At 59.6% G+C, this 21,133-nt stretch carries 22 protein-coding genes; 5 read left to right on the top strand and 17 right to left on the bottom strand.

What is annotated here, in order from left to right:
- Positions 1 to 10: 10 nt before the first annotated feature.
- Complete coding sequence (locus AACY44_RS07160) at positions 11 to 595, bottom strand: hypothetical protein (RefSeq protein WP_339419203.1); 585 nt, start codon at positions 593 to 595, stop codon at positions 11 to 13.
- A complete protein-coding gene (locus tag AACY44_RS07155; RefSeq protein WP_339419205.1) occupies positions 561 to 1,325 on the bottom strand; it encodes an SURF1 family protein in 765 nt (254 codons plus the stop codon). Before AACY44_RS07155 ends, AACY44_RS07160 begins: the two co-directional genes overlap by 35 nt.
- 28 nt (positions 1,326 to 1,353) lie before the next feature.
- On the opposite strand from AACY44_RS07155, the gene AACY44_RS07150 reads away from it, so the two are divergent.
- Entirely contained in the window at positions 1,354 to 1,557 is a 204-nt protein-coding gene (locus AACY44_RS07150) for a twin transmembrane helix small protein (protein ID WP_339427752.1), read from the top strand.
- 6 nt (positions 1,558 to 1,563) lie between these two features.
- Here the strand turns inward: AACY44_RS07150 and AACY44_RS07145 are convergent, their stop codons facing one another.
- The 4 genes from AACY44_RS07145 to coxB form a co-directional block, all read right to left on the bottom strand.
- Complete coding sequence (locus AACY44_RS07145; protein ID WP_339419208.1) at positions 1,564 to 2,451, bottom strand: cytochrome c oxidase subunit 3; 888 nt, start codon at positions 2,449 to 2,451, stop codon at positions 1,564 to 1,566.
- A gap of 35 nt (positions 2,452 to 2,486) precedes the next feature.
- On the bottom strand, positions 2,487 to 3,038 hold the full coding sequence (locus AACY44_RS07140) for a cytochrome c oxidase assembly protein (RefSeq protein ID WP_339419209.1): 552 nt from the start codon (positions 3,036 to 3,038) through the stop codon (positions 2,487 to 2,489).
- Positions 3,039 to 3,176: 138 nt separating this feature from the next.
- Positions 3,177 to 4,763, bottom strand: a complete 1,587-nt coding sequence (gene ctaD, locus AACY44_RS07135; protein ID WP_065875623.1) for a cytochrome c oxidase subunit I — start codon at positions 4,761 to 4,763, stop codon at positions 3,177 to 3,179.
- Positions 4,764 to 4,821: 58 nt separating this feature from the next.
- On the bottom strand, positions 4,822 to 5,949 hold the full coding sequence (gene coxB / locus AACY44_RS07130; protein ID WP_339419211.1) for a cytochrome c oxidase subunit II: 1,128 nt from the start codon (positions 5,947 to 5,949) through the stop codon (positions 4,822 to 4,824).
- Positions 5,950 to 6,317: 368 nt separating this feature from the next.
- Here coxB and AACY44_RS07125 point away from each other — a divergent pair, with 368 nt between their 5' ends.
- Positions 6,318 to 6,965, top strand: a complete 648-nt coding sequence (locus tag AACY44_RS07125) for a hypothetical protein (protein ID WP_339419213.1) — start codon at positions 6,318 to 6,320, stop codon at positions 6,963 to 6,965.
- A 125-nt stretch (positions 6,966 to 7,090) separates the two neighbouring features.
- On the opposite strand, the gene AACY44_RS07120 is transcribed toward AACY44_RS07125, so the two are convergent.
- The 8 genes from AACY44_RS07120 to prlC form a co-directional block, all read right to left on the bottom strand.
- Complete coding sequence (locus tag AACY44_RS07120) at positions 7,091 to 8,638, bottom strand: SulP family inorganic anion transporter (protein WP_339419215.1); 1,548 nt, start codon at positions 8,636 to 8,638, stop codon at positions 7,091 to 7,093.
- An 85-nt stretch (positions 8,639 to 8,723) separates the two neighbouring features.
- Complete coding sequence (locus AACY44_RS07115) at positions 8,724 to 9,455, bottom strand: carbonic anhydrase (RefSeq protein WP_339419217.1); 732 nt, start codon at positions 9,453 to 9,455, stop codon at positions 8,724 to 8,726.
- Between the two features lie 227 nt (positions 9,456 to 9,682).
- Complete coding sequence (locus tag AACY44_RS07110) at positions 9,683 to 10,741, bottom strand: PA0069 family radical SAM protein (protein WP_339427749.1); 1,059 nt, start codon at positions 10,739 to 10,741, stop codon at positions 9,683 to 9,685.
- Positions 10,742 to 10,822: 81 nt separating this feature from the next.
- Entirely contained in the window at positions 10,823 to 12,121 is a 1,299-nt protein-coding gene (locus AACY44_RS07105) for a cytochrome c (RefSeq protein ID WP_339427748.1), read from the bottom strand.
- A 12-nt stretch (positions 12,122 to 12,133) separates the two neighbouring features.
- On the bottom strand, positions 12,134 to 13,918 hold the full coding sequence (locus tag AACY44_RS07100; protein WP_339419223.1) for a GMC family oxidoreductase: 1,785 nt from the start codon (positions 13,916 to 13,918) through the stop codon (positions 12,134 to 12,136).
- A 2-nt stretch (positions 13,919 to 13,920) separates the two neighbouring features.
- The gene (locus AACY44_RS07095; RefSeq protein WP_339529977.1) at positions 13,921 to 14,673 is read right to left on the bottom strand and encodes a gluconate 2-dehydrogenase subunit 3 family protein; all 753 of its coding nucleotides are present in this window, start codon (positions 14,671 to 14,673) and stop codon (positions 13,921 to 13,923) included.
- Between the two features lie 276 nt (positions 14,674 to 14,949).
- On the bottom strand, positions 14,950 to 15,225 hold the full coding sequence (locus tag AACY44_RS07090) for a YheV family putative zinc ribbon protein (protein ID WP_339419227.1): 276 nt from the start codon (positions 15,223 to 15,225) through the stop codon (positions 14,950 to 14,952).
- Positions 15,222 to 17,273 carry an oligopeptidase A gene (prlC, locus tag AACY44_RS07085; protein ID WP_339427746.1) on the bottom strand — a complete coding sequence of 684 codons (2,052 nt, stop codon included), beginning with the start codon at positions 17,271 to 17,273 and terminating at the stop codon, positions 15,222 to 15,224. The genes AACY44_RS07090 and prlC overlap by 4 nt, the downstream gene beginning before the upstream one ends.
- Before the next feature lie 101 nt (positions 17,274 to 17,374).
- On the opposite strand from prlC, the gene AACY44_RS07080 reads away from it, so the two are divergent.
- Positions 17,375 to 17,917, top strand: a complete 543-nt coding sequence (locus AACY44_RS07080) for a gamma carbonic anhydrase family protein (protein ID WP_339419231.1) — start codon at positions 17,375 to 17,377, stop codon at positions 17,915 to 17,917.
- The gene (locus tag AACY44_RS07075; protein ID WP_339419232.1) at positions 17,914 to 18,573 is read left to right on the top strand and encodes an HAD family hydrolase; all 660 of its coding nucleotides are present in this window, start codon (positions 17,914 to 17,916) and stop codon (positions 18,571 to 18,573) included. The genes AACY44_RS07080 and AACY44_RS07075 overlap by 4 nt, the downstream gene beginning before the upstream one ends.
- Positions 18,574 to 18,659: 86 nt before the next feature.
- On the opposite strand, the gene AACY44_RS07070 is transcribed toward AACY44_RS07075, so the two are convergent.
- Positions 18,660 to 19,703, bottom strand: coding sequence for an aminopeptidase (locus AACY44_RS07070; RefSeq protein WP_339438456.1), 1,044 nt, complete (start codon positions 19,701 to 19,703; stop codon positions 18,660 to 18,662).
- Between the two features lie 142 nt (positions 19,704 to 19,845).
- Between AACY44_RS07070 and AACY44_RS07065 the strand changes: the two genes are divergently transcribed.
- Positions 19,846 to 20,268, top strand: a complete 423-nt coding sequence (locus AACY44_RS07065; protein WP_339419235.1) for a PA0061/PA0062 family lipoprotein — start codon at positions 19,846 to 19,848, stop codon at positions 20,266 to 20,268.
- On the opposite strand, the gene AACY44_RS07060 is transcribed toward AACY44_RS07065, so the two are convergent.
- Both AACY44_RS07060 and AACY44_RS07055 read right to left on the bottom strand, forming a co-directional pair.
- On the bottom strand, positions 20,269 to 20,508 hold the full coding sequence (locus AACY44_RS07060) for a DUF1161 domain-containing protein (protein ID WP_339419237.1): 240 nt from the start codon (positions 20,506 to 20,508) through the stop codon (positions 20,269 to 20,271).
- Positions 20,509 to 20,676: 168 nt separating this feature from the next.
- A complete protein-coding gene (locus tag AACY44_RS07055; RefSeq protein ID WP_065875609.1) occupies positions 20,677 to 21,108 on the bottom strand; it encodes an OsmC family protein in 432 nt (143 codons plus the stop codon).
- Positions 21,109 to 21,133: the final 25 nt, after the last annotated feature.

Below are 21,133 nucleotides of genomic sequence, written 5' to 3'. Positions count from 1 at the left end.
GACGATGCCCTTATCCGATATTCGACAGTTTCAGCAGATGGCGCAGGTCGTTGAGCACGTCCTTGCCCTTGACCTTGGCGTCATAGCGCAGCACCAGGTTGCCGTGGGGATCGACGATCCACAGCTGTGCATCGCCCGGCGCGCCGGCGTCCTTGGTGAAGGTCGCCAGGTCCAGCGGGTAACGCTGCAGTTGCGGATATTGCGCCTTGAGCTTGGCCTCGTAGTCGGTGGTGACCGGCTGCGCACTGGCCAAGGCGTGGCTGGCACGGGAGGCGTCGCGGCCGAGGCCGATCTGCAACTGGCGCGCGAGGTACACCAGTTGCTGGCAATCTGCGGCACAGGCAGCGGGCGCGGTGACCAGCAGTTGCCAACGCTGTTCATCGGCTTGCACGCCAATATCGGCGCGGGTCTGGCCGTTGCCGATTATCTCGCCATGGTAGCTGCGGCTTTCCGGCACCCAGAACTGCAATTTGTACATGAAGGTCGCCAGCGCCATCGGGCCGATTACCATCATCAGGATCAGCAACAGCTGCCAACGGCCTTTGCGCCGATCAGGCACGTCAGACATGTTGAGTGGATTCATGGCCGCTCCCATGGGGCTTCTCCTTTTTGTTGTGCCATCCGAGGTAGAGGTAAAGCGCCAGCAGGGCCAGCGACATGGCGAACCACTGCACGGCATAAGCCAGGTGTTTTTCAGGCCCCATGGCCACGATGGGCCAGGTGGTTTCGTAGGTGCCGGGGCCTGCTTCGGCCCGTAGCTCGTAGGCGAAACCACTGCGCCCCAGTTCAGCCCACAGCGCGGCCGGATGCAGGGCGGTCAGCAAGCGCGGCCATTGCGCGCTCGTCGGGTCAGCATGCAGTTGGAAGGTTTCGCCGGGGGCGACGTAAACCCAGGCATCCAGGTTCAAGGGCTGCTCAGGGGTGGCAAAGACGGGCGGCGTGCGCCGATCCGGCCAAGGCAGCCAGCCGCGATTGAGCAAGAGCCACAGGCCGCTGGCCTGGTCGTGGAAGGGTTGCAGCAGCTCTACGCCGGCCTTGCCGTCACGCAGGCGGTTATCGAGAAACACACTGTGTTCGGCGTCGAATTGCCCGCGCAGGCGCACACGGCGAAAAGCCGGGTCAGCCAGTTCGTTAAGCTGTGCACTGCTGATCGGATCAGCCGCGCGCCGCTCGGCATAACTGTCCACCATCAGCTGTTTTTCATGGCCTCGGGACAATTGCCAGAACCCCAGGCCCACCATCAACGGCAGCAGCACCAACACCACCAGCGTCGGCGCAATCCCGGGGCGAAAGCTTTTTATGGCGCTGGCTATACTTGTTTTCATTGCCCGCCCATCCAATTGGAGCCAGACCATGCTCAAAGCCGCTATTGCCCTGATGCTGATCGCGACTGTCGTGAGCCTGTTCAGTGGCTTGTTCTATCTGGTCAAGGACGAGGGCAACTCCAACCGCCTCGTCACTGCCCTGACCGTGCGCGTGGTACTGGCCGTGATCACCGTGGCGCTGATCGCCTGGGGCTTTTTTAGCGGCCAGCTGGTTTCTCATGCGCCGTGGTAAGGCGCCTCACAGCACATAGACGAAGAAAAACAGCCCGATCCACACCACGTCCACAAAGTGCCAATACCAACTCGCCGCTTCGAAGCCGAACTGGTGCTCGGCATTGAAATGCCCCTTCAGGATGCGCATCAGCATCACGAACAGAATGATGGTGCCGATGGTGACGTGCGCACCATGAAAGCCGGTGAGCATGAAGAAGGTCGCGCCGTACACGCCCGAACCGAGCGTGAGCCCCAACTCTTTATAAGCGTGGATATATTCCTCGGCCTGGAACCCAAGAAATGCAAGGCCCAGCAGCACGGTGATCGCCAGCCAAATCTTCAGCGCGCCGCGATGGCCTTTGCGCAAGGCATGGTGGGCGATGGTGATGGTCACGCTGGAACTCACGAGCAGAATGGTATTGACCAGTGGCAGGCCCCAAGGACTGATGGTGCCTTCCGGCGCCGGATACATTTTCGGGTCTGGGTTGTTGAGCAAAGGCCAGGCAAATTCGAAGTTCGGCCACAGCATATGCGCGATGCCCTTGTGGCCTTCCCCGCCCAGCCACGGGCCGGACATGTGCCGCACGTAAAACAGCGCACCGAAGAACGCGATAAAAAACATCACTTCGGAAAAGATGAACCAGCTCATGCCCCATCGAAACGAGCGGTCCATCTGCGAACTGTACAAACCGGCGCGGCTTTCCTTGATCACCGCGCCGAACCAGCCAAACATCATGTAGGCCAACAGTAGGCCACCGACGAAAAAGATCCACGGGCCGTGGGATTCCGGGCGCGCCGCCTTCAAGTCGTTAAACCACACACCCAAGCCATACACAGTGATCAACAGGCCAAAGGTGGCAATTATCGGCCATTTGCTTTGCGCTGGTACGTAGTACGTATCATGAGTCGACATGTATTCGCTCTCCTGATTGAGCGGGCAAACAGTAGCTAGCCGCCGGTATGGACAGCCACGGGCGGTTGGCGCGCAGTGATGTCAAACAGCGTGTACGCCAGGGTCAGATGCTTCACATCCTTGGGCATGTCGCGGTCGACAATGAAGCGCACCGGCATCTCAATGCGCTGGCCTGGCTGCAGCACTTGCTGGGTGAAGCAAAAGCACTCGGTCTTGTGGAAGTACATCGCCGCTTCAGCCGGCGAAATACTCGGCACGGCTTGGGCAGTCATCGGTTTGTCGGTAGGGTTGTAGGCCACGAACAGCATCTCGGTCACCGCACCCGGGTTGACCACCACTTCGTCAGCCTTGGCATAAAAATCCCAAACCATGTCGATGGCATTGGTGGACAAGAACTGCACCCGCACCTGGCGTGAGGCGTCCACCACCTGCGAGCCCTCGTACTGTCCGGCCGTCTTGCCGTTAATGCCGAACGCCTTGCACATCACGTCATAGATCGGCACCAGCGCAAAGCCAAAGGCGAACATCGCCACCACCAGGATCAGCAGGCGGGTGACCAGGCGTTTGAGCGCAGCGGAGTCAGCCATGATGCTCACCTGAGACGAACGCGATCAATGTGGGAGCGGGCTTGCTCGCGAATGCGGTTTCACAGCCAATGATGAGGCTGACTGACACACCGTCTTCGCGAGAAAGGCCGCTCCCACAGGGGATTTGCGGCGTCAGGTTCATTTGACCTCCGGCGGCGTAGTGAACGTGTGGTACGGCGCAGGCGAAGGGATGCTCCACTCCAGGCCTTCGGCGCCATCCCAAGGCTTGGCCGGTGCGGGTGTACCGCCACGGATGCACTTGATCACAATGAACAGGAAGAAGATCTGCGTGGCGCCGAACATGAAGGCACCAATCGACGAGACCATGTTGAAGTCGGCGAACTGCAGGTTGTAGTCCGGCACCCGCCGCGGCATGCCCGCCAGCCCGACGAAGTGCATCGGGAAGAACGCCAGGTTCATGCCCACGAAGGACAGCCAGAAATGCAGCTTGCCCAGGGTTTCGTCGTACATGTGGCCGGTCCATTTCGGCAGCCAGTAGTAGGCCGAGGCAAAAATGCCGAAGATCGCGCCGGGCACCAGTACGTAATGGAAGTGCGCCACCACGAAGTAGGTGTCGTGGTACTGGAAGTCGGCCGGGGCAATCGCCAGCATCAGCCCGGAAAACCCGCCGATGGTGAACAAGATTACGAAGGCCACCGCAAACAGCATGGGCGTCTCAAACGTCAGAGAGCCTTGCCACATGGTGCTGACCCAGTTGAACACCTTCACCCCGGTCGGCACGGCGATCAGCAGCGTGGCATACATGAAGAACAGCTCGCCCACCAACGGAATACCGACCACGAACATGTGGTGCGCCCATACGATGAACGACAGGAACGCGATGCTCGCCGTGGCGTAGACCATCGAGGTGTAGCCAAACAGTGGCTTGCGAGAAAAGGTCGGGATGATCGAGCTCACGGCACCAAACGCCGGCAGGATCATGATGTACACCTCGGGATGGCCGAAGAACCAGAACACATGCTGGAACAGCACTGGGTCACCGCCACCGGCCGCACTGAAGAAGCTGGTGCCGAAGTGGATATCCATCAGCATCATGGTCACGCAGCCTGCCAGCACCGGCATTACCGCGATCAACAGGAACGCGGTGATCAGCCAGGTCCAGACGAACAGCGGCATTTTCATCAACGTCATGCCTGGAGCGCGCAGATTGAGGATGGTGGCGACCACGTTGATGGCGCCCATGATCGAACTGATGCCCATCAGGTGAATGGCGAAGATAAAGAACGTCACGCTTTCCGGTGCATAGGTGGTGGAGAGCGGCGCGTAGAAGGTCCAGCCGAAATTCGGCCCACCACCGGGGGCGAATAGGGTCGATACCAGCAGCAGGAATGCCGCCGGCAGCAGCCAGAAGCTGAAGTTGTTCATGCGCGGCAGGGCCATGTCGGGCGCGCCGATCATCAGCGGAATCATCCAATTGGCCAGGCCGACAAACGCCGGCATGACCGCGCCGAACACCATGATCAGCCCGTGCATGGTGGTCATCTGGTTGAAAAACGCCGGCTCCACAATCTGCAAGCCGGGCTGGAACAGTTCGGCACGGATCACCATGGCGAACGAACCGCCGAGCAGAAACATGGTGAAGGCGAACCACAGGTACAGCGTGCCAATGTCTTTATGGTTGGTGGTCAGCACCCAGCGCATCAAACCCTTGGCGGGGCCGTGGGCATGGTCAGCGTGACCATGGTCATCAATCACAGCGCTCATGGCCGTTCTCCTGAGAGCAAGTGGGCAGGGCAGGTCGAGGTAAACGCCATGAAAGAGTTCATTGGCTTTCCGCCTGCTTGATGGCCAGCACGTCTTTAGGCGTGACCATGTCGCCTTTGTTGTTGCCCCACGCGTTGCGCTCGTAGGTCACCACGGCGGCGATATCCACTTCAGAGAGCTGCTTGCCGAACGCGGCCATCGCGGTGCCGGGCTTGCCGTGATAGACGATGCTCAGGTGGCCGTCTTTCGGGCCGATGGCGATTTTCGAGCCTTTGAGCGCCGGGAACATCGGCGGCAGGCCTTGGCCTTCAGCCTGGTGACACGCCACGCAGGTGGTGTGGTAGACCTTATCGCCACGCGCCACGAGTTCTTCCAGGGTCCACTCTTTGGAGGTCAGCTCCTTGAGCTTGGCGGCCTCTGCCTTGCGCTCGCCGAGCCAGGTTTCGTAATCGGCCTTGGACTTGACCTCGACCACGATGGGCATGAAGCCGTGGTCCTTGCCGCACAGTTCGGCGCACTGGCCACGGTAGATGCCGGGCTTCTCGACACGCGTCCAGGCCTCGTTGACGAAGCCGGGAATGGCGTCGCGCTTGACCGCAAAGGCCGGCACCCACCACGAGTGGATCACGTCCGCGGCCGTCACCAGGAAGCGCACCTTGGCCCCCACCGGTAACACCAGCGGCTGGTCGACTTCCAGCAGGTAATGTTCGCCCTTGGTCGCCTGGTTGTGGATCTGTTCGGCGGGCGTGGCCAGGTTGCTGAAGAACTCCACGTCCTGGCCCAGGTATTTGTAATGCCACTTCCACTGGTAGCCGGTGACCTGGATATCGATATCCGATTCACTGCTGTCGTAGATATTGATGAGGGTCTTGGTCGCAGGAATGGCCATCGCGATCAGGATCAGCAAGGGCACTACGGTCCAGAGGATCTCCACGGTGGTGCTCTCGTGGAACTTCGCCGCGACCTGGCCCGTGGACCGGCGATGAACGATCATCGACCAGAACATCGCGCCAAACACGATGATGCCGATCACCACACATATCCAGAAAATGGTCATGTGCAGGTCGAACACAGCGTGACTGACTTCTGTCGCCCCTGGCGCCATATTCGTTGTCCAGGCGGCATGTGCCTGGCCGAATACTGACCACAACAGGAGGCCCATCCAAACGTGTGGATGTCGCATCATTGCGGGTTCCCCTTATCGTTCTTGTTATCCCGCCGGTTTGCACCTGCGTCGAAGGGAGCGGCTTCCATACTGCTTACAACCGCTTAGCCTTGCCTGCTTATGCAGTCTGGCGTCATCAGCTAATCGCGTACAAATCCGAGTATAGACAGGCTCTGCAACCCCGCAATGTGTAGGGGTAAATGAGCTGAAATGAGGCACTTGGGCTTAATGAAACAGGCTGCGGAATCGTTTATGCGGTGCGCTATCGCGATTCGATATAACGCCTGCGCATAACCATGAAATAATTATGACAAATGCGTCTGAGGCGCTCGTACAAACGAGCTACCTTATCCTCTCCCTTTTCCTACACCTGCATCACTGGAGCCTTCATGAACACCGCCGCATTGCGCGAGCAGATTTCCCGTGCCCACCAACACGAAACCAGCACGGGCCAGCTTGCCCAGCAACTGGAAAAACAATTGCCGCACCTGCATTCGGCCATTGCCCTGGCTGACGGTGATCGCAACGTTGTCATGACCCGCTTTGTCACCGCCTACATCGACCTCGTCCCGGATTTGCTCGACGCTGCCAACGACGTAGCCCGCGAGGCCGGTATCGAAAGCCAGATCAAGCCGGTGCTGAAGATCGCCGAGCATTTCTTCCTGCAGCCGCCTGCGATCCTGGCAGGCCACGAGGGGCTCGACGGCCTGCTGGATGAGGCTTACCTGGCCCATCGCCTGGTGGAAGAGGTCAACGATCTGTATATCAAGCATTTCGGTCAGCCGTTGATTCCGGCGGATACCACTGTGGCTAACGTGATTGCCCACCAACTGATTGGCGAAACATTCGCTAATCAACTGGATGAGGCGGTGCATCAAGCAGTGGATGAGATGCTGAACGAAGAGAGCTTTGCGCTGGAGTCGGTGGAGGCTTACCGCGAAACGCTCAAGAGCCCGAACACCGAGGCCGCGTGGAAGCGCTGGCCGTGCCTGTCGCGGCAGTTGGGGGTTGAGTTGGCGTTGGATCAGCCGGCCTAGATCTTAGATCTAATACAAAACCCATGTGGGAGCGGGCTTGCTCGCGAATGCTATGGTTCAGTCAACACTTCCGGTGACTGACACGCCTTCGCGAGCAAGCCCGCACACATTTTGATCCGGTTTCGTCAGCTCACAGATGGCGCCGAACCTATCCCCGTCGTCATTCGCACCCGCCCTTCCAACCGGCGCTTCAACCCACGCGCCTCGATCACCAGCGTCGAACCCTTCGCCGCATTGGCTCGCCCCCATTCTTCCAGTAACTCCAGGCAAGAATGGTCAATATAATTCAGGTTGTTCAGCGGTACGTGCAAGGTCGTCCCAGCGGGCACTGTCGCCAGCACTTGGGTCAATGCCGGCACTTTCAGGAAGGTCGCAGCCCCCGCCAGGCGCAGCTCCATCTCACCGACCTGGGGCAAGTCGATCAGGCTGACTTTAAGCCGTGACGCCTTGAACGCCAGCTTGACCAACGTCAACCCAAAGCCCACCAGCACGCCGGTCAGCAGGTCGGTAAAGATGATCGCCAACGCCGTGGCCGCATAGGTAAACATTGGCATCCGCCCATAGCGCCCCAGCGCCTTGAACGCCTTGATGTCCACCAGCTTGATCCCGGTATACACCAGCACACCCGCCAGGCTCGCCACCGGAATGCTCTGCAGCACACTCGACAACAACAGTACGAACCCCAGCAGCCAGAGGCCATGGAACATCGCCGACAAGCGCGTAGTTGCACCGGCCTGCACATTGGCCGAGCTGCGTACGATCACGCCAGTCATCGGCAAGGCGCCGACCAGGCCGCAGAGCATGTTGCCTACACCTTGAGCGGACAATTCCCTGTCAAAATCAGAACGCTGACCGCTGTGCATGCGGTCGACCGCCGCAGCGGAGAGCAGGGTCTCGGCACTCGCGATAAACGCTACGGCGAACGCGGCGATCAACAGTTGCGGATCAGCGAGGTTCAGCAAGTCGCTGGGACGCAGCCAGTCGATGGCATCGGCGAGATTTTCCGGCACCTCCACACGTTTGACCTGCAACGCCAGCACCAAACTGACAACGGTGGTCAGGCCCACGCCCAACAAGGCGCCCGGCACAAAGCGCAGGCGTTGCGGGCGTAATTTGTCCCAGGTGTACATCACCAGCATTGTCGATAAACCGAGCAACCCCGCCTGCCAGCCCAGGCCGCCGCCCAGGGTCGGGATCGCTTCAGCCAACGCCGCAGGGAAGCCTGCCAGGTTATCCAGCCCCGAAGGTTTGGGCGCGCCGTCGAGCATCACGTGGATCTGCGACAGCACGATCAGCACGCCAATCCCTGCCAGCATGCCGTACACCACCGCCGGCGCCGTAACACGGAACCAGCAGCCCAGACGCAAACGCCCGGCGACCAGTTGCAGAAAGCCTGCCAGCAACAGGATTGGCCCAAGCATCAGCATGCCGTGCTGGCGTACCAGTTCGAACACCAACACCGCCAAACCCGCCGCCGGGCCACTGACCTGCAACGGTGAACCCGCCAACCAACCCACCACCAAGCCACCGATGATCCCGGTAATCAGGCCTTTGGCCGGCGGCATGCCGGAGGCGATCGCAATACCCATGCACAAGGGCAGGGCGACCAGAAACACAACCACCGAAGCGAGCAGCTCCCGTGGCAATACAGCTTTCAATTGAGCAGCACGCATGATGACTCTCCCGAGGCATTGGCCGGGCGCGGTAAAGCCTGGCTGCATCCATGGCAGCCACCGCTAAACCCGGCAGGGAAGTGTTTTAGAAGCGCGCTTTAGGCGTCGCTGAAGGAATCGGCCCTTCGCCGCCCAACGGCAGGAAGGTCGACTGATCCGCATCGTAGGCGCGGATTTCGCTGGTCTCGATGTTGTAGATCCAACCATGGATAAACAAATGACCATTGGCCATGCGCGAAGCCACCGAAGGGTGGGTGCGCAAATGTTGCAGCTGGGCGATGACGTTTTCTTCGGTCAGCACCTTCATGCTTTCGCCTTCGTTGGCGCAGTCGCAGTTGTCATGGACCATGGCCTTGGCGACCTCGGCGTGCCGCAGCCAGGCCCTGACCGTCGGCATCTTCTCCAGGCTATCGGGGTTGAGTACCGCGCGCATGGCGCCGCAATCAGAGTGCCCGCAGACAATGATGTGCTGCACGCCCAGGGCGAGTACGGCGTACTCGATGGCAGTAGAAACGCCGCCATTCATCTGGCCGTAAGGCGGAACCACGTTACCGACGTTACGCGTCACGAACAGGTCGCCCGGAGAGCTTTGGGTGATCAGCTCGGGCACGATGCGCGAGTCGGCGCACGTAATGAACATCGCTCGTGGGCTTTGGGCCGTGGCGAGTTTCTTGAAGAGTTCTTCCTGTTGGGGAAAGACGTCGTGATGGAAATGCAAAAAGCCGTCAACAATATGCTTAAGCGCTGCATCGGCGGTTTCCGCCACCTGAGGGGCTGAAGCCGACGCAGCCAACGGCTGTTTATCCTGGTCACTCATGATTCATCCTCTTGATTAAATACAGGGGAGCTTTCAGGTCAGTTCGACGCCGGGCGTGTGGAACAGTTGCAAAAGCCACAAAGCGGGACGCCGACTCATCAGTCACTCGCAGAACACGTTAACCGCCGAAACTTAACTCAAACTGAATGAACCGCTCTAGTCCGCGGGTTTCAGTGATGTCAAAAAGCGACTATTCCTACACGAACTTCGCAAATCGCCTCTTCAGTCTACAACAAAGCCATCTGCCTGCCTGGCGGACAGAACGCCGTGCAATCCAGATTGAAGCCCTCCCGCTGGTTGAGCCCCAAGCGCTTGATCGCCTTGCTGAAGCGCTGCGCCAGCAGATCGGCAAATGGCCCTTCACCACGCATGCGCACGCCGAAGCGGCTGTCGTATACCTCACCGCCGCGCACCTGACGTACCAAGCTCATCACATGGGCCGCACGCTGCGGGTAATGCGCCGCCAGCCACTCCTCGAACAGCGGCGCCACCTCCAACGGCAGGCGCAGCATCATGTACGCCGCACTCTGCGCGCCAGCGGCGTGGGCTTCGGTCAGCAGGCTTTCCAGCTCACTGTCATTGATCATCGGAATCATGGGCGAACACAGCACGCCCACCGGGATCCCCGCCTCGCGCATTACCCGAATCGCTCGCAACCGCGCCTTCGGCGCCGCCGTGCGCGGCTCCAGGATGCGCTTGAGCTCGTCGTCCAGGCTGGTGAGGCTGATCATCACCGCCACCAGCCGCTGACGCGCCAACTCAGTGAGCAAATCCAGATCGCGCAGAATCAATGAGCCCTTAGTGATGATGGTCACCGGATGCCGGTAGCGCAGCAACACTTCAAGGGTTTGCCGAGTGATCGTGTACTCGCGCTCGATCGGCTGGTACGGGTCGGTGTTGGAACCCAGGTTGATCGGCGCGCACACATACCCCGGTTTCGACAGTTGCTGCTCCAGCACATCGGCGGCGTTGGCCTTGGCAATCAATTTGGTTTCGAAATCGAGCCCCGGCGACATGTCCCAATAAGCATGGCTGGGCCGCGCATAGCAGTAAATGCAGCCATGCTCGCAGCCACGGTACGGGTTGATCGAACGGTCGAACGGCAAGTCCGGCGAGTTGTTGCGGGTGATGAGGGTCTTGGCCGTTTCGATACGCACTTCGGTGCCCTGGGTCGGCGGCACTTCCTGATACCAGCCGTCGTCCTCGACCACGCTGACGGTGGGCGCAAAGCGGTTATGCAGGTTAGTGGCCGTGCCACGGCCACGGGGCGGCAGCGGAGTAGACATGAAAACGCCTCTATACTGTTTTTATATACAGTATAGAGGCGCGAGGTTTCTGACCAGTGCCGTTTGGCGGTCAGGGAAGGATCAGTGCTTTTGCGTCACCTGTCCCAAGTCATCGCCTGAAGTGGTGCGCAGATCTTTCTCGCGCAGGTCCGCCACATCGCTGGCGTTGACCGGCGCGCCCTGATTGCCCCAACTGCCGCGGATGAAACTGACCACATCCGCCACTTCCTGGTCCGACAGGCGCCAGGCAAATGCTGGCATGGTGAAGGTCGACGGCGCCGCGTGCGTGGCCGGCAACGTGTCGCCGTTCAACACGATGTTGATCAGCGACGTGGCATCCGCCGTCTGCAACACCGGGTTGCCCGCCAGCGCCGGGAACACCCGCGTGTAGCCATGGCCGTCAGTACGGTGGCAGGCCGCACAGTTGTCGATGTACACCGACGCACCTGGCTTGCTGTCATCACCTTTCCACAGGGCATCAGCCACCTGCTTGTCGTACTGATGCGGCTGGTCCTTGGGGTCCACCGCCGGCAGGCTCTTAAGGTAACGGGCGATAGCCGTCAGGTCATTTTCCGACATGTACTGCATGCTGTGGACCACAACATCGCTCATGCCACCAAACACCGCACTGCGATCACTGCGGCCGGTCTTGAGGAATTGCACCAGTTGCGCCTCGCTCCAACTGCCGAGGCCGTCCTTGTGGTCGCCGCGCAGGCTCTTGGCGATCCAGCCCTCCAACGGCGCGCTGCCAGACAGGAACGCGTTGCCATCAGTGGCACTCAGGGCTTTTTCCTGCATGGTCAAAGCCCGTGGCGTATGGCAAGCGCCGCAGTGGCCAAGGCCTTCCACCAAATAAGCACCCCGGCTGATCACCGGATCAGCATTAGCCGGTGCCTGGTAGTCTGCCACCTCGGGCGCAAACATCCAGCGCCATGCCGCCAACGGCCAGCGCATGCTCAGTGGCCAGGGAATATCGCTGTCCTTGTTCTCCTGGGCGACCGGTTCAACACCCTTCATGAAATACGCATACAACGCCTGCATATCGTTTTCGCTGACACGTGCGTAAGACGGGTAGGGCATCGCCGGGTAAAGCGTACTACCGCTCTTGGCGACGCCATGGCGCACGGCCTTGTCGAAGTCTTCAAAGCTGTAGTCGCCCAGGCCGGTCTTGTCCGGGGTGATGTTGGTGGAATAGATCACGCCGATGGGGGTTTCCATCGGCAGGCCGCCGGCAAAGGGCTTACCGCCCTTGGCGGTGTGGCAGGCCACGCAGTCACCGGCGCGGGCCAGGTACTCGCCCTGCTTGACCAGGTCGGTTTCAGCCGCGCTGATCGAGCAACTGCTCAATAGGGCAAACGTCGCGATAACAAGTGCTTTCATGGTCATCGCTCCTTATGCCTGAACCAGTGGGCCGGGGTTTTTCAGGTACTGCTCGCGGATCGCCCGGGCCGACCAATAGGTCAGCGCCGCCACCAGGCCGGTAGGGTTGTAGCCCAAACCTTGTGGGAAAGCGGATGCGCCTGGCACAAACACGTTGTGTACATCCCAGCACTGCAGGTAACGATTCAAGGCACTGGTTTTCGGGTCGGTGCCCATGATCGCGCCGCCGTTGAGGTGGGTGGTCTGGTACGACGCGGTGTTGAAGTGCTCACCGACCTTTTTGCCCAGCACGGCAATTGCCTTGGGGTTCATCGCTTCGGCGACTTTGCCCATTTTCTCTACCATGAAGCGGTTCATCTTGATGTCGTTTTCTTGCCAATCGAATGTCATCCGCAGCAGCGGCTGGCCGTAGGCATCACGATAAACCGGGTCCAGATCCAGGTAGTTGCCCCGGTAGGATTGATGGGCGCCATGGGCATCCATCGACACCTGGTGGGTGTAGTAATCGGCGGTCGCGCGCTTCCACGCGCTGCCCCAGGCCGGGGTTCCCGGTGGATTCGAGGTGCCTGCAATAGGCCGACTTCCCGCCTGGTTGACCCACATCGGCGAGCCGCCCACAAAGCCGTGAGGGCCATGGTCGAAGTTGTCGGCATTGAAGTCATCAATGGCCACGCCATTGCCGCCCGCACCGATGAAGTTGTTGGTGTGGGTGTCCTTGTCGAAGAACGCCTTGATGGTCGCCATGTTCTGGTAGGCGAAGTTCCTGCCCACCACACCTTCATTGGTAATCGGGTCGTAAGGCTTGCCGATACCGGACAGCAGCATCAAACGCACATTGTGGAACTGGAACGCGCCGAGGATCACCAGGTCCGCCGGCTGCTCGCATTCCCGGCCCTGGGCGTCGATATAAGTCACGCCGGTGGCCTTGCTCTTGGTGCTGTCGAGGTTGACCTTGAGCACGTGAGAATTAGGCCGCAGTTCGAAATTCGGCACCTGGCGCAACGCTGGCAGGATGTTCACGTTCGGCGAGGCTTTGGAATACATGTAGCAAACATAGCCACTGCAAAACCCGCAGAAATTGCACGGGCCCATCTGCGCACCATAGGGGTTGGTGTAAGGCCCCGAGGTATTGGCCGACGGCAGGTTGTAGGGTTTGTAACCCACATCGCTAGCAGCTTTCTGAAACAGCTGTGCGGAAACGGTGATTTTCTGTGCTTCCAACGGGAACGGATTGGAACGGTCCGGTGCATATGGGTTGCCGCCACGGCCCTCACCAACGACTTGACCTTTCACCGTCCAGGCCTGGCCGGAGGTGCCGAAGACTTTTTCCGCGTAGTCGAAAAACGGCTCCAGCTCTTCATAGCTCACGCCGAAGTCCTGGATTGTCATGTCCTTGGGGATAAAGTTTTTGCCGTAACGCTCTTCGTAATGGCTACGGATGCGCAACTCCATCGGGTCGACGCGAAAATGCACGCCGGACCAGTGCAGGCCTGCACCGCCGACGCCATTGCCCGGCAAGAACGCACCCAACTGACGGTTAGGCAGGGCCACGTCATTCACGCTATGGCGAATGGTCACCGTCTCTTTGGAAATGTCCTGGAAGAGTTTTTTACGCACGCTGTAGGTCAATTCGTCGATGACCTGCGGATAGTTGCCGTCCGGGTAAGTGTCCTGCATCGGGCCGCGTTCCAGCGCGACCACGTTTAGACCCGCTTCCGTCAGCTCCTTGGCCATGATCGCGCCGGTCCAGCCGAAGCCGACGATCACTGCATCTACTTTTTTCATGATGGTCGCCACGTTTATGCCCTCTCGCCGCGGATGGAAACTGCCGGGAAGGGGTATTGCTCGTTGCGTTCAACCCAGTCCATGAAGTCGGCGCGAGCGCCGGGGAAGCCAATCATGGTCCAACCGACCATGCCTTTGTTGCCGCCGTGGAACGGGTCGCAGAAGAAGCCTTCCTTGGTGTTTTGCAACAGCAGGTTGAAGAACATCTTCGGCGGCACCGTCTCGAAATGCGCAGCAACTTCGCTACCGCCAGCCTCGAGGCGGCGCAGCATATCGTCTCGGGTAGCGCTGTCTTGCGCAGCAAAAGCTTTACCGTTGAACGCCCTCGACCATGCATCCGTCGCGGCAATGCCCAGACGATAGATTTCTTTGGGTACCAATTTGCTCTGCCAGCCCATCTCGGGCGGTGCGTCAGCGTTGAACGGGCCTTGCATGAACCACAGGGCACCACTGGCGTAAGGCGTGTTCATCTGCCGGTCGATGTATTCCGGTGCACCCGCTTCCAGGGCACCTGGGCCTTGGGCATCGGCGGGAATCAGGCGCTCGACGGCGGCATTGATAAACGACCATTCCTCGGCGGTGAAATACGTAGGCTCATAGGCTTTGTCGCTGGCCGCAGGCTTGGCGGGCGCGGCCTGCGCTGGCTCTGGCGTAGCAATCAGCATCGAGCCGCCGAGGCCAGTGCTGGCAACCGTGACCACCGGGATCAAGGTCAAGGATTTGCGCAGAAAGTCACGCCGGGGGTTGTCTTGATCTTGATCAGACATGGTGGCACCTCATCATGTGGTCACAGGTTATCAGCTTCTAGTGAGCTTTTTTTTGGCAATCAATAGTTACAAAGGATAGCAGGCTAAGGATGAGGGGAATCGATTCAGTGACCTAAGTCGAGTAAATGCGGGCAAAAAAAGTGGGCGCTGCTTATTTGGGAGCTGGCTTGCCTGCGATGCAAACACCTCAATCGTCCTATCAGGCCGAGGTGATGCTATCGCAGGCAAGCCAGCTCCCCAAACAAGCAGCGCCCACGCTAGATCAGCGAATAACGCCTAGTCTTTTTTCAGCTTCGGGTTGGGGAAAAACTGTACGGCTTGAGTGTTAGGATCAGCCGGCGCTTTCAGCGCTGAGGTGTTGACCCGCGTACCCAATTCCTTGGGCACCGACAGACCCTGGTCATTCAGTGTGTCGGTATAACCGCAGGCCACGCACTCGCGATGCGGCACGTTGTCCTCGGTCCACATTTTCAACTTGTCCGGCTCGCTGCACGCCGGGCAGACCGCCCCGGCGATGAATTGCTTTTTGGTCATCACAGGCCCTTCGCTCATGCTGCCGCGTCCTCACTCAGGCCGCTGTGGCGCAAGAGTGCGTCAATCGACGGCGCACGTCCGCGGAAGTCGACGAACAGCACCATCGGCGCCTGGGAACCGCCACGGGCCAGGATCGCCTCGCGGAAAGCACGGCCGGTTTCGGCATTGAGTACGCCGTCTTCTTCAAACTTGGAGAAGGCATCCGCCGAGAGCACTTCAGCCCATTTGTAGCTGTAGTAACCCGCCGCATAACCACCAGCGAAGATGTGCGCAAAACTGTTGGGGAAGCGGTTGTAGGCCGGCGGACGCATCACCGAGACTTCATCGCGCACGCCTTCCAGTACTTGCGCCACGCTGCGGCCATCACCGTGGGTGGCGTGCAGTTCGAAGTCGAACAGCGAGAATTCCAGCTGGCGCACCATCATCAGGCCGGACTGGAAGTTCTTCGCCGCGAGCATTTTTTCCAGCAGGTCTTGGGGCAGCGGCTCGCCGGTTTCGTAATGGCCAGAGATCAGCGCCAGGCCTTCCGGCTCCCAGCACCAGTTCTCCATGAACTGGCTAGGCAATTCCACCGCATCCCAGGCCACGCCGTTGATGCCGGACACACCGGCATGCTCGACGCGGGTCAGCAAGTGATGCAGGCCGTGGCCGAATTCGTGGAACAGCGTGGTGACTTCATCATGGGTCAGCAGGGCAGGCTTTCCGCTGTCGGCCGGGGTGAAATTGCACACCAGGTTGGCCACCGGGCTTTGCAGCACGCCATCAACCGTGCGGCGACGGTCGCGCGCGCCGTCCATCCAGGCACCGCCACGCTTGTTGGCGCGGGCGTACAGGTCGAAGAAGAAGCGACCGACGTGCTGGCCGCTTTCCTTGATTTCAAACAGGCGGACATCCGGGTGCCAGGTGTCGAAGCCTTTTTGCTCGGCGATCTCGATGCCGTACAGGCGCTGGACGATGGCGAACAGACCACCGAGCACTTTGTCGATGGGGAAGTAGGCGCGCAGGGCTTCCTGGGACACGCTGTAGCGCTGCTCACGCAGTTTCTCGCCATAGAAGCCGCTGTCCCAACTTTGCAGGTCGGCGCAGCCTTGTTCAGCGGCGTAAGCCTTGAGCTGTTGCAGGTCTTGGGCGGCAAACGGTTTGCTGCGCTTGGCCAGGTCACGCAGGAAGCTGAGCACCTGGTCGCTGGACTCGGCCATTTTGGTGGCCAGGCTCAGCTCGGAGAAGGACGCGTAGCCCAGCAGTTGAGCCAGTTCCTGACGCAAGTCGAGGATCTGCTCCATCACCGGGCCGTTATCGTTCTGACCGGCATTCGGGCCTTGGTCCGACGCGCGGGTGCAGTAAGCCGCGTAGACTTCTTCTCGCAGCGCGCGATCCTGGGCGTACGTCATTACCGCGTAGTAGCTGGGGAATTCCAGGGTGATCAACCAACCGTCGAGGCCCTTGGCCTGGGCAGCGGCAGCCATTTGCGCCTTGGCCGAGTCGGTCAGGCCGGCGAGGGTGGCTTCCTCGGCAACGTGCTTGGTCCACGCCTGGGTAGCATCCAGCAACTGGTTGGAGAACTTGCTGCCCAACTCGGACAGTTTGCTTTGCACTTGCGCGTAGCGCTTTTGCTGTTCCGGCGGCAAATCGATGCCCGACAGGCGGAAATCACGCAGGGCGTGTTCCAGGATGGTTTTTTGCGCCACGTCGAAACCGGCGGCTTCCGGGCTATTGGCGAGGGCTTCAAAAGCCTGGAACAGCGCGCGGTTCTGGCCCATCTCTGTGGAATAGGCGCTCAACGCGGGCAGGCAGCCTTCGTAGGCTTCGCGCAGTTCAGCGCTGTTGCACACGGCGTTGAGGTGGCTGACCGGGCTCCAGGCGGCACCCAGGCGGTCATTCAGTTCATCCATCGCCAGGACCAGGCCGGCCCATGTCGGATTTTCCCCCTGGCTTTGCAGGATGCCTTCGATGGCAACGCGGTTATCGGCAAGGATCTGTTCGATGGCCGGCTGGACGTGCTCGGCACGGATCGCCGAGAACGGCGGCAGGTCGTAGGACTGCAGAAGAGGGTTGTTCGCGCTCACGGTTGGCACCTTCGCTGAAGAAACTGATAAGACAAAGATGGGGCCATCTTAATTACAATCAACACCCACCGCAGCTATCAGCAGAAGAGAGAGAGGCTATCGTGACCCTTCGCACCTATCAGAACCACACGCCAACCCTGTGCGCCGGGGCTTTTGTCGATGTTTCGGCGGTGGTGATCGGCGATGTCGAAATCGGCGCCGACAGCTCGGTTTGGCCGCTGACCGTGATTCGTGGCGACATGCACCGCATCCGCATCGGTGCACGCACCAGCGTGCAGGATGGCTGCGTATTGCACATTACTCACGCCGGGCCGTTCAACCCGGACGGCTTCCCGCTGTTGATCGGCGACGATGTAACCATCGCCCACAAAGTCATGTTGCACGGCTGCACCGTGGGCAACCGCATCCTGATCGGCATGGGCAGCATCGTGATGGACGGCGCAGTGGTGGAAGATGACGTGATCATCGGCGCCGGTAGCCTGGTGCCACCGGGCAAGAAGCTCGAAAGCGGTTTTTTGTATGTTGGCAGCCCGGTTAAAAAAGTCCGCGCATTGACTGACAAGGAGCGCGCCTTTTTCACCTACAGCGCCGCGAACTACGTGAAGCTCAAAGACCTGCACCTGGCTGAAGGATTCGACCGATGAGCCTGCCCTACCAAACCGTCCTGTTCGACTTGGACGGCACCCTCACCGACCCGCGCGAGGGCATCACCCGTTCGATCCAGTACGCCCTCGGCAAGCTGGGTATCGACGAGCCGGACCTGACAAAGCTGGAGCATTTTATCGGCCCGCCGTTGCTGCAAGCCTTTATGCAGTTCTACGACTTCGATGAAGCCAAGGCCTGGGAGGCGGTGAATTTCTATCGCGAGCGTTTCAAAGTGACCGGTTTGTATGAGAACCGCGTGTTCGACGGCGTGATGCCGCTATTGGATGACCTGAATAGCCAGGGCCGCCAACTGTATGTGGCGACGTCCAAGCCTTGGGTGTTTGCCCGCGAGATCGCCCGGCACTTCGATTTTGCCAGGCATTTTAACGTGATCTACGGCAGCGAGCTGGACGGCACGCGCACCAATAAAGTCGAGTTGATCGCCCACCTGATCAGTGAGGAAGGCCTGGACCGGGCCACCACCTTGATGATTGGTGATCGCAAGCATGACCTGATCGGCGCGCGCAGCAACGGGCTGGATTCGGCGGCGGTGGGGTACGGGTTTGGCAGCTTTGAGGAGTTGAATGCCGAGGCGCCGACTTGGCATTTTGAGACATTGGCCCAGATGCATCAGGCGTTTATGCAGCGTTCTTGAGATAGCGTTCGCAGGCAAGCCAGCTCGCACATTTTGACCGGTGTACACAGGACCCATGTGGGAGCTGGCTTGCCTGCGATGAGGCCCTAAAGCCCAACACCTTCCAACTGTTTCAACGCCGCTCTACGCTGCTCCACCGACAACTCGCCCATCTTCTCCACCGCCGCATAAAACCTCACCCAATCCCCACCCTCCTGCGCAAACAACGCCGCAAACGCCGGTACCCACCTGTCATACAACCCAAACGGCAACAGCCGCGCATTGTTCATCGGCTGGTTGATCCAGGCGTCATACCGCTTATCACCGCCCCACTGGCTATCGCGCAATTGTCGGTAATCACTGCGCAAGCGCTCGAACTGCGCGGCCTTGGCCTGGCGCATCATGGCGGCCGCCAAGGGCTTGGCGTAGAGCGCTTCCAGGCGTTTACGGGTATCGAGAATCAGGCGGATAAATTGGTCGCGCTGCTGCAGTATTGCACTGCTGAGCGGTGCCAAACCTCGCACGGCTCGCCACTGGCGAGTGCCTTCCTGCTCAACGAAGTTGGCAAATGATTCATTGAACTCGGTGTCGTCCTTCACATAGAAGCGCTGGTGCGCCAGCTCATGAAAAATCAGCGTGGCCAGGCGTTCATCCCCCCAGCTCAACATCGAATTCATGATCGGGTCATTAAACCAACCCAATGTGGAGTAAGCCTCGACGCCGCCAATCGACACATCCATGCCACGCTGCCTCAACAACGCCGCCTCGCCCCGCGCCGCGCCCTGGTTGTAGTAACCGCGATAGGCCACGCAACCGGCGATAGGGAAGCAATGGGTTTCAGGTGAAAGGGAAAATTCTTGCGTGGCGAAGACATTCCAGACCACATAAGGCCGGCCGATATCGGCGTACAGCCTGTAACTCTGGTTGTCAGGCAGGTGCAGATGCTCACTGGCGAACGTTCGCGCTTTTTGCGATTGCGCCAGGTGCTCGCGCAGCAGCGGTGGGCGGGAAGGGTCGGCGATGACCTGCGCCACCGGCTCCCGGGCCCGCAGCAATTGCCACTGGCCACTCGCCAATTGGCTGTAATAGCTCAAGCTCGAGCAGCCGCTGAGCAGCACCACCATGAGCCCTGGAAGAAAACGCCTGACCATGCCCCGACCGCTCCTGGGAAATTTGCTCGCCAGACTATCGCGCCTGCGCGGAATTTTTCCATGGCATGACGTGTTTATACTCATAGGGAGTCTGTTGCCGTCGGCGCCAGGCTTAATTCTCTCATCCCGTTGAGTGCCTGCCATGCGTCAGCTCTTGCTTCCCGTCGCCGCCCTATTCCTCAGTGCCTGCACCACAACCCCTGTGCCACCGGCAGACCCGCAACAGGCCTGGGTCGATTTCACTACGCCGACGCCGGGATCCAGGCTGGTGATGGCACAGCGTTTGGACGGTAAGAACCTCAATGATGGGCGTTACTTCCAAATGCCGCCCGGCAGTCACGAATTAATGGTGCGCTTCGATTTTGAAGTGCCGGCAGGCGGTGGTCTGGGCGGACTCAGCTCGATGATGTATCGCACCTGCTTCATGACCCTGCAATACGACCACTTCCAGGCTGGCCAGCGCTATGTGCTGGAAGGGCGCTCGCTGGCCTTCACACCTAATATCCGGCTGTATGACTCGGCGCGTCAGTTGCTCGCGCAAGAACGTAGCGTCAACTGCATCTGATCAGTCGTTGTTCTTCTGGTAGAGGATACGCTTGGTGCCGTTTTCGCACGAACCGACAAGCATCGCCCTGTCGTGATTCTTGGCTTCTTCGGCGGTAATGATTTCCAGAGTGTAGGAGGGAATAGCCTTGGCCTGGATCTTTACCTCGATCTCTTTCCTGAGCTCTTCACAATCTTTCGGAGCGGCCACAGCCGATGTGGCCAATACACCGCAGAAGATCGCCAAGGCAAAACGTTTCATGTGTGAAGCTCCCTGAATGCATTGCGCACGAGTGTGTGGCTAAGGCTGCAATGGCTATAGGACCACATTTGTGAAACACGAGTTCTGATTTAACGCATAACTAAGTGTGGGAGCTGACTTGTCGGATCGACGATTCGACAAGTCAGCTCCCACATTGGATCTGCTGTGTCAGTTAACCAGCGTGCCATCCAGGGTGATGGTTGCATTCAACACCTTGGACACCGGGCATCCTTCCTTGGCCTTCTTGCTCAGCTCATCGAACTGCGCCTGGCTCGCGCCAGGGATCTTGGCCTTGAGGGTCAAGTGCACGGCGGTGATCGCAAAACCACCCTCGACCTGATCCAGAGTGACGTCAGCCTGGGTGTCGATGCTGTCAGCCTTGAGCCCGGCGTCGCCGAGAATCATGGAAAACGCCATGGAGAAACAGCCAGCGTGGGCCGCGCCAATCAACTCTTCAGGGTTGGTGCCTTTGCCGCCTTCGAAACGGGCCTTGAAGCCGTAGGGCGCTTCACGCAATACGCCGGTCTCCGTAGAAATGGAACCCAGGCCAGTCTTCAGGTCACCTTCCCAATGCGCGGATGCTTTTTTAACAATACTCATAGCGGTCTCCTCGAACGGTGGTTTT

The organism is Pseudomonas sp. RA_15y_Pfl1_P11 (assembly GCF_963970975.1).
Lineage (GTDB): Bacteria > Pseudomonadota > Gammaproteobacteria > Pseudomonadales > Pseudomonadaceae > Aquipseudomonas > Aquipseudomonas tritici.
Note: the sequence above shows the minus strand (reverse complement) of the source record. Positions and strands in the feature narration are given on the sequence as shown.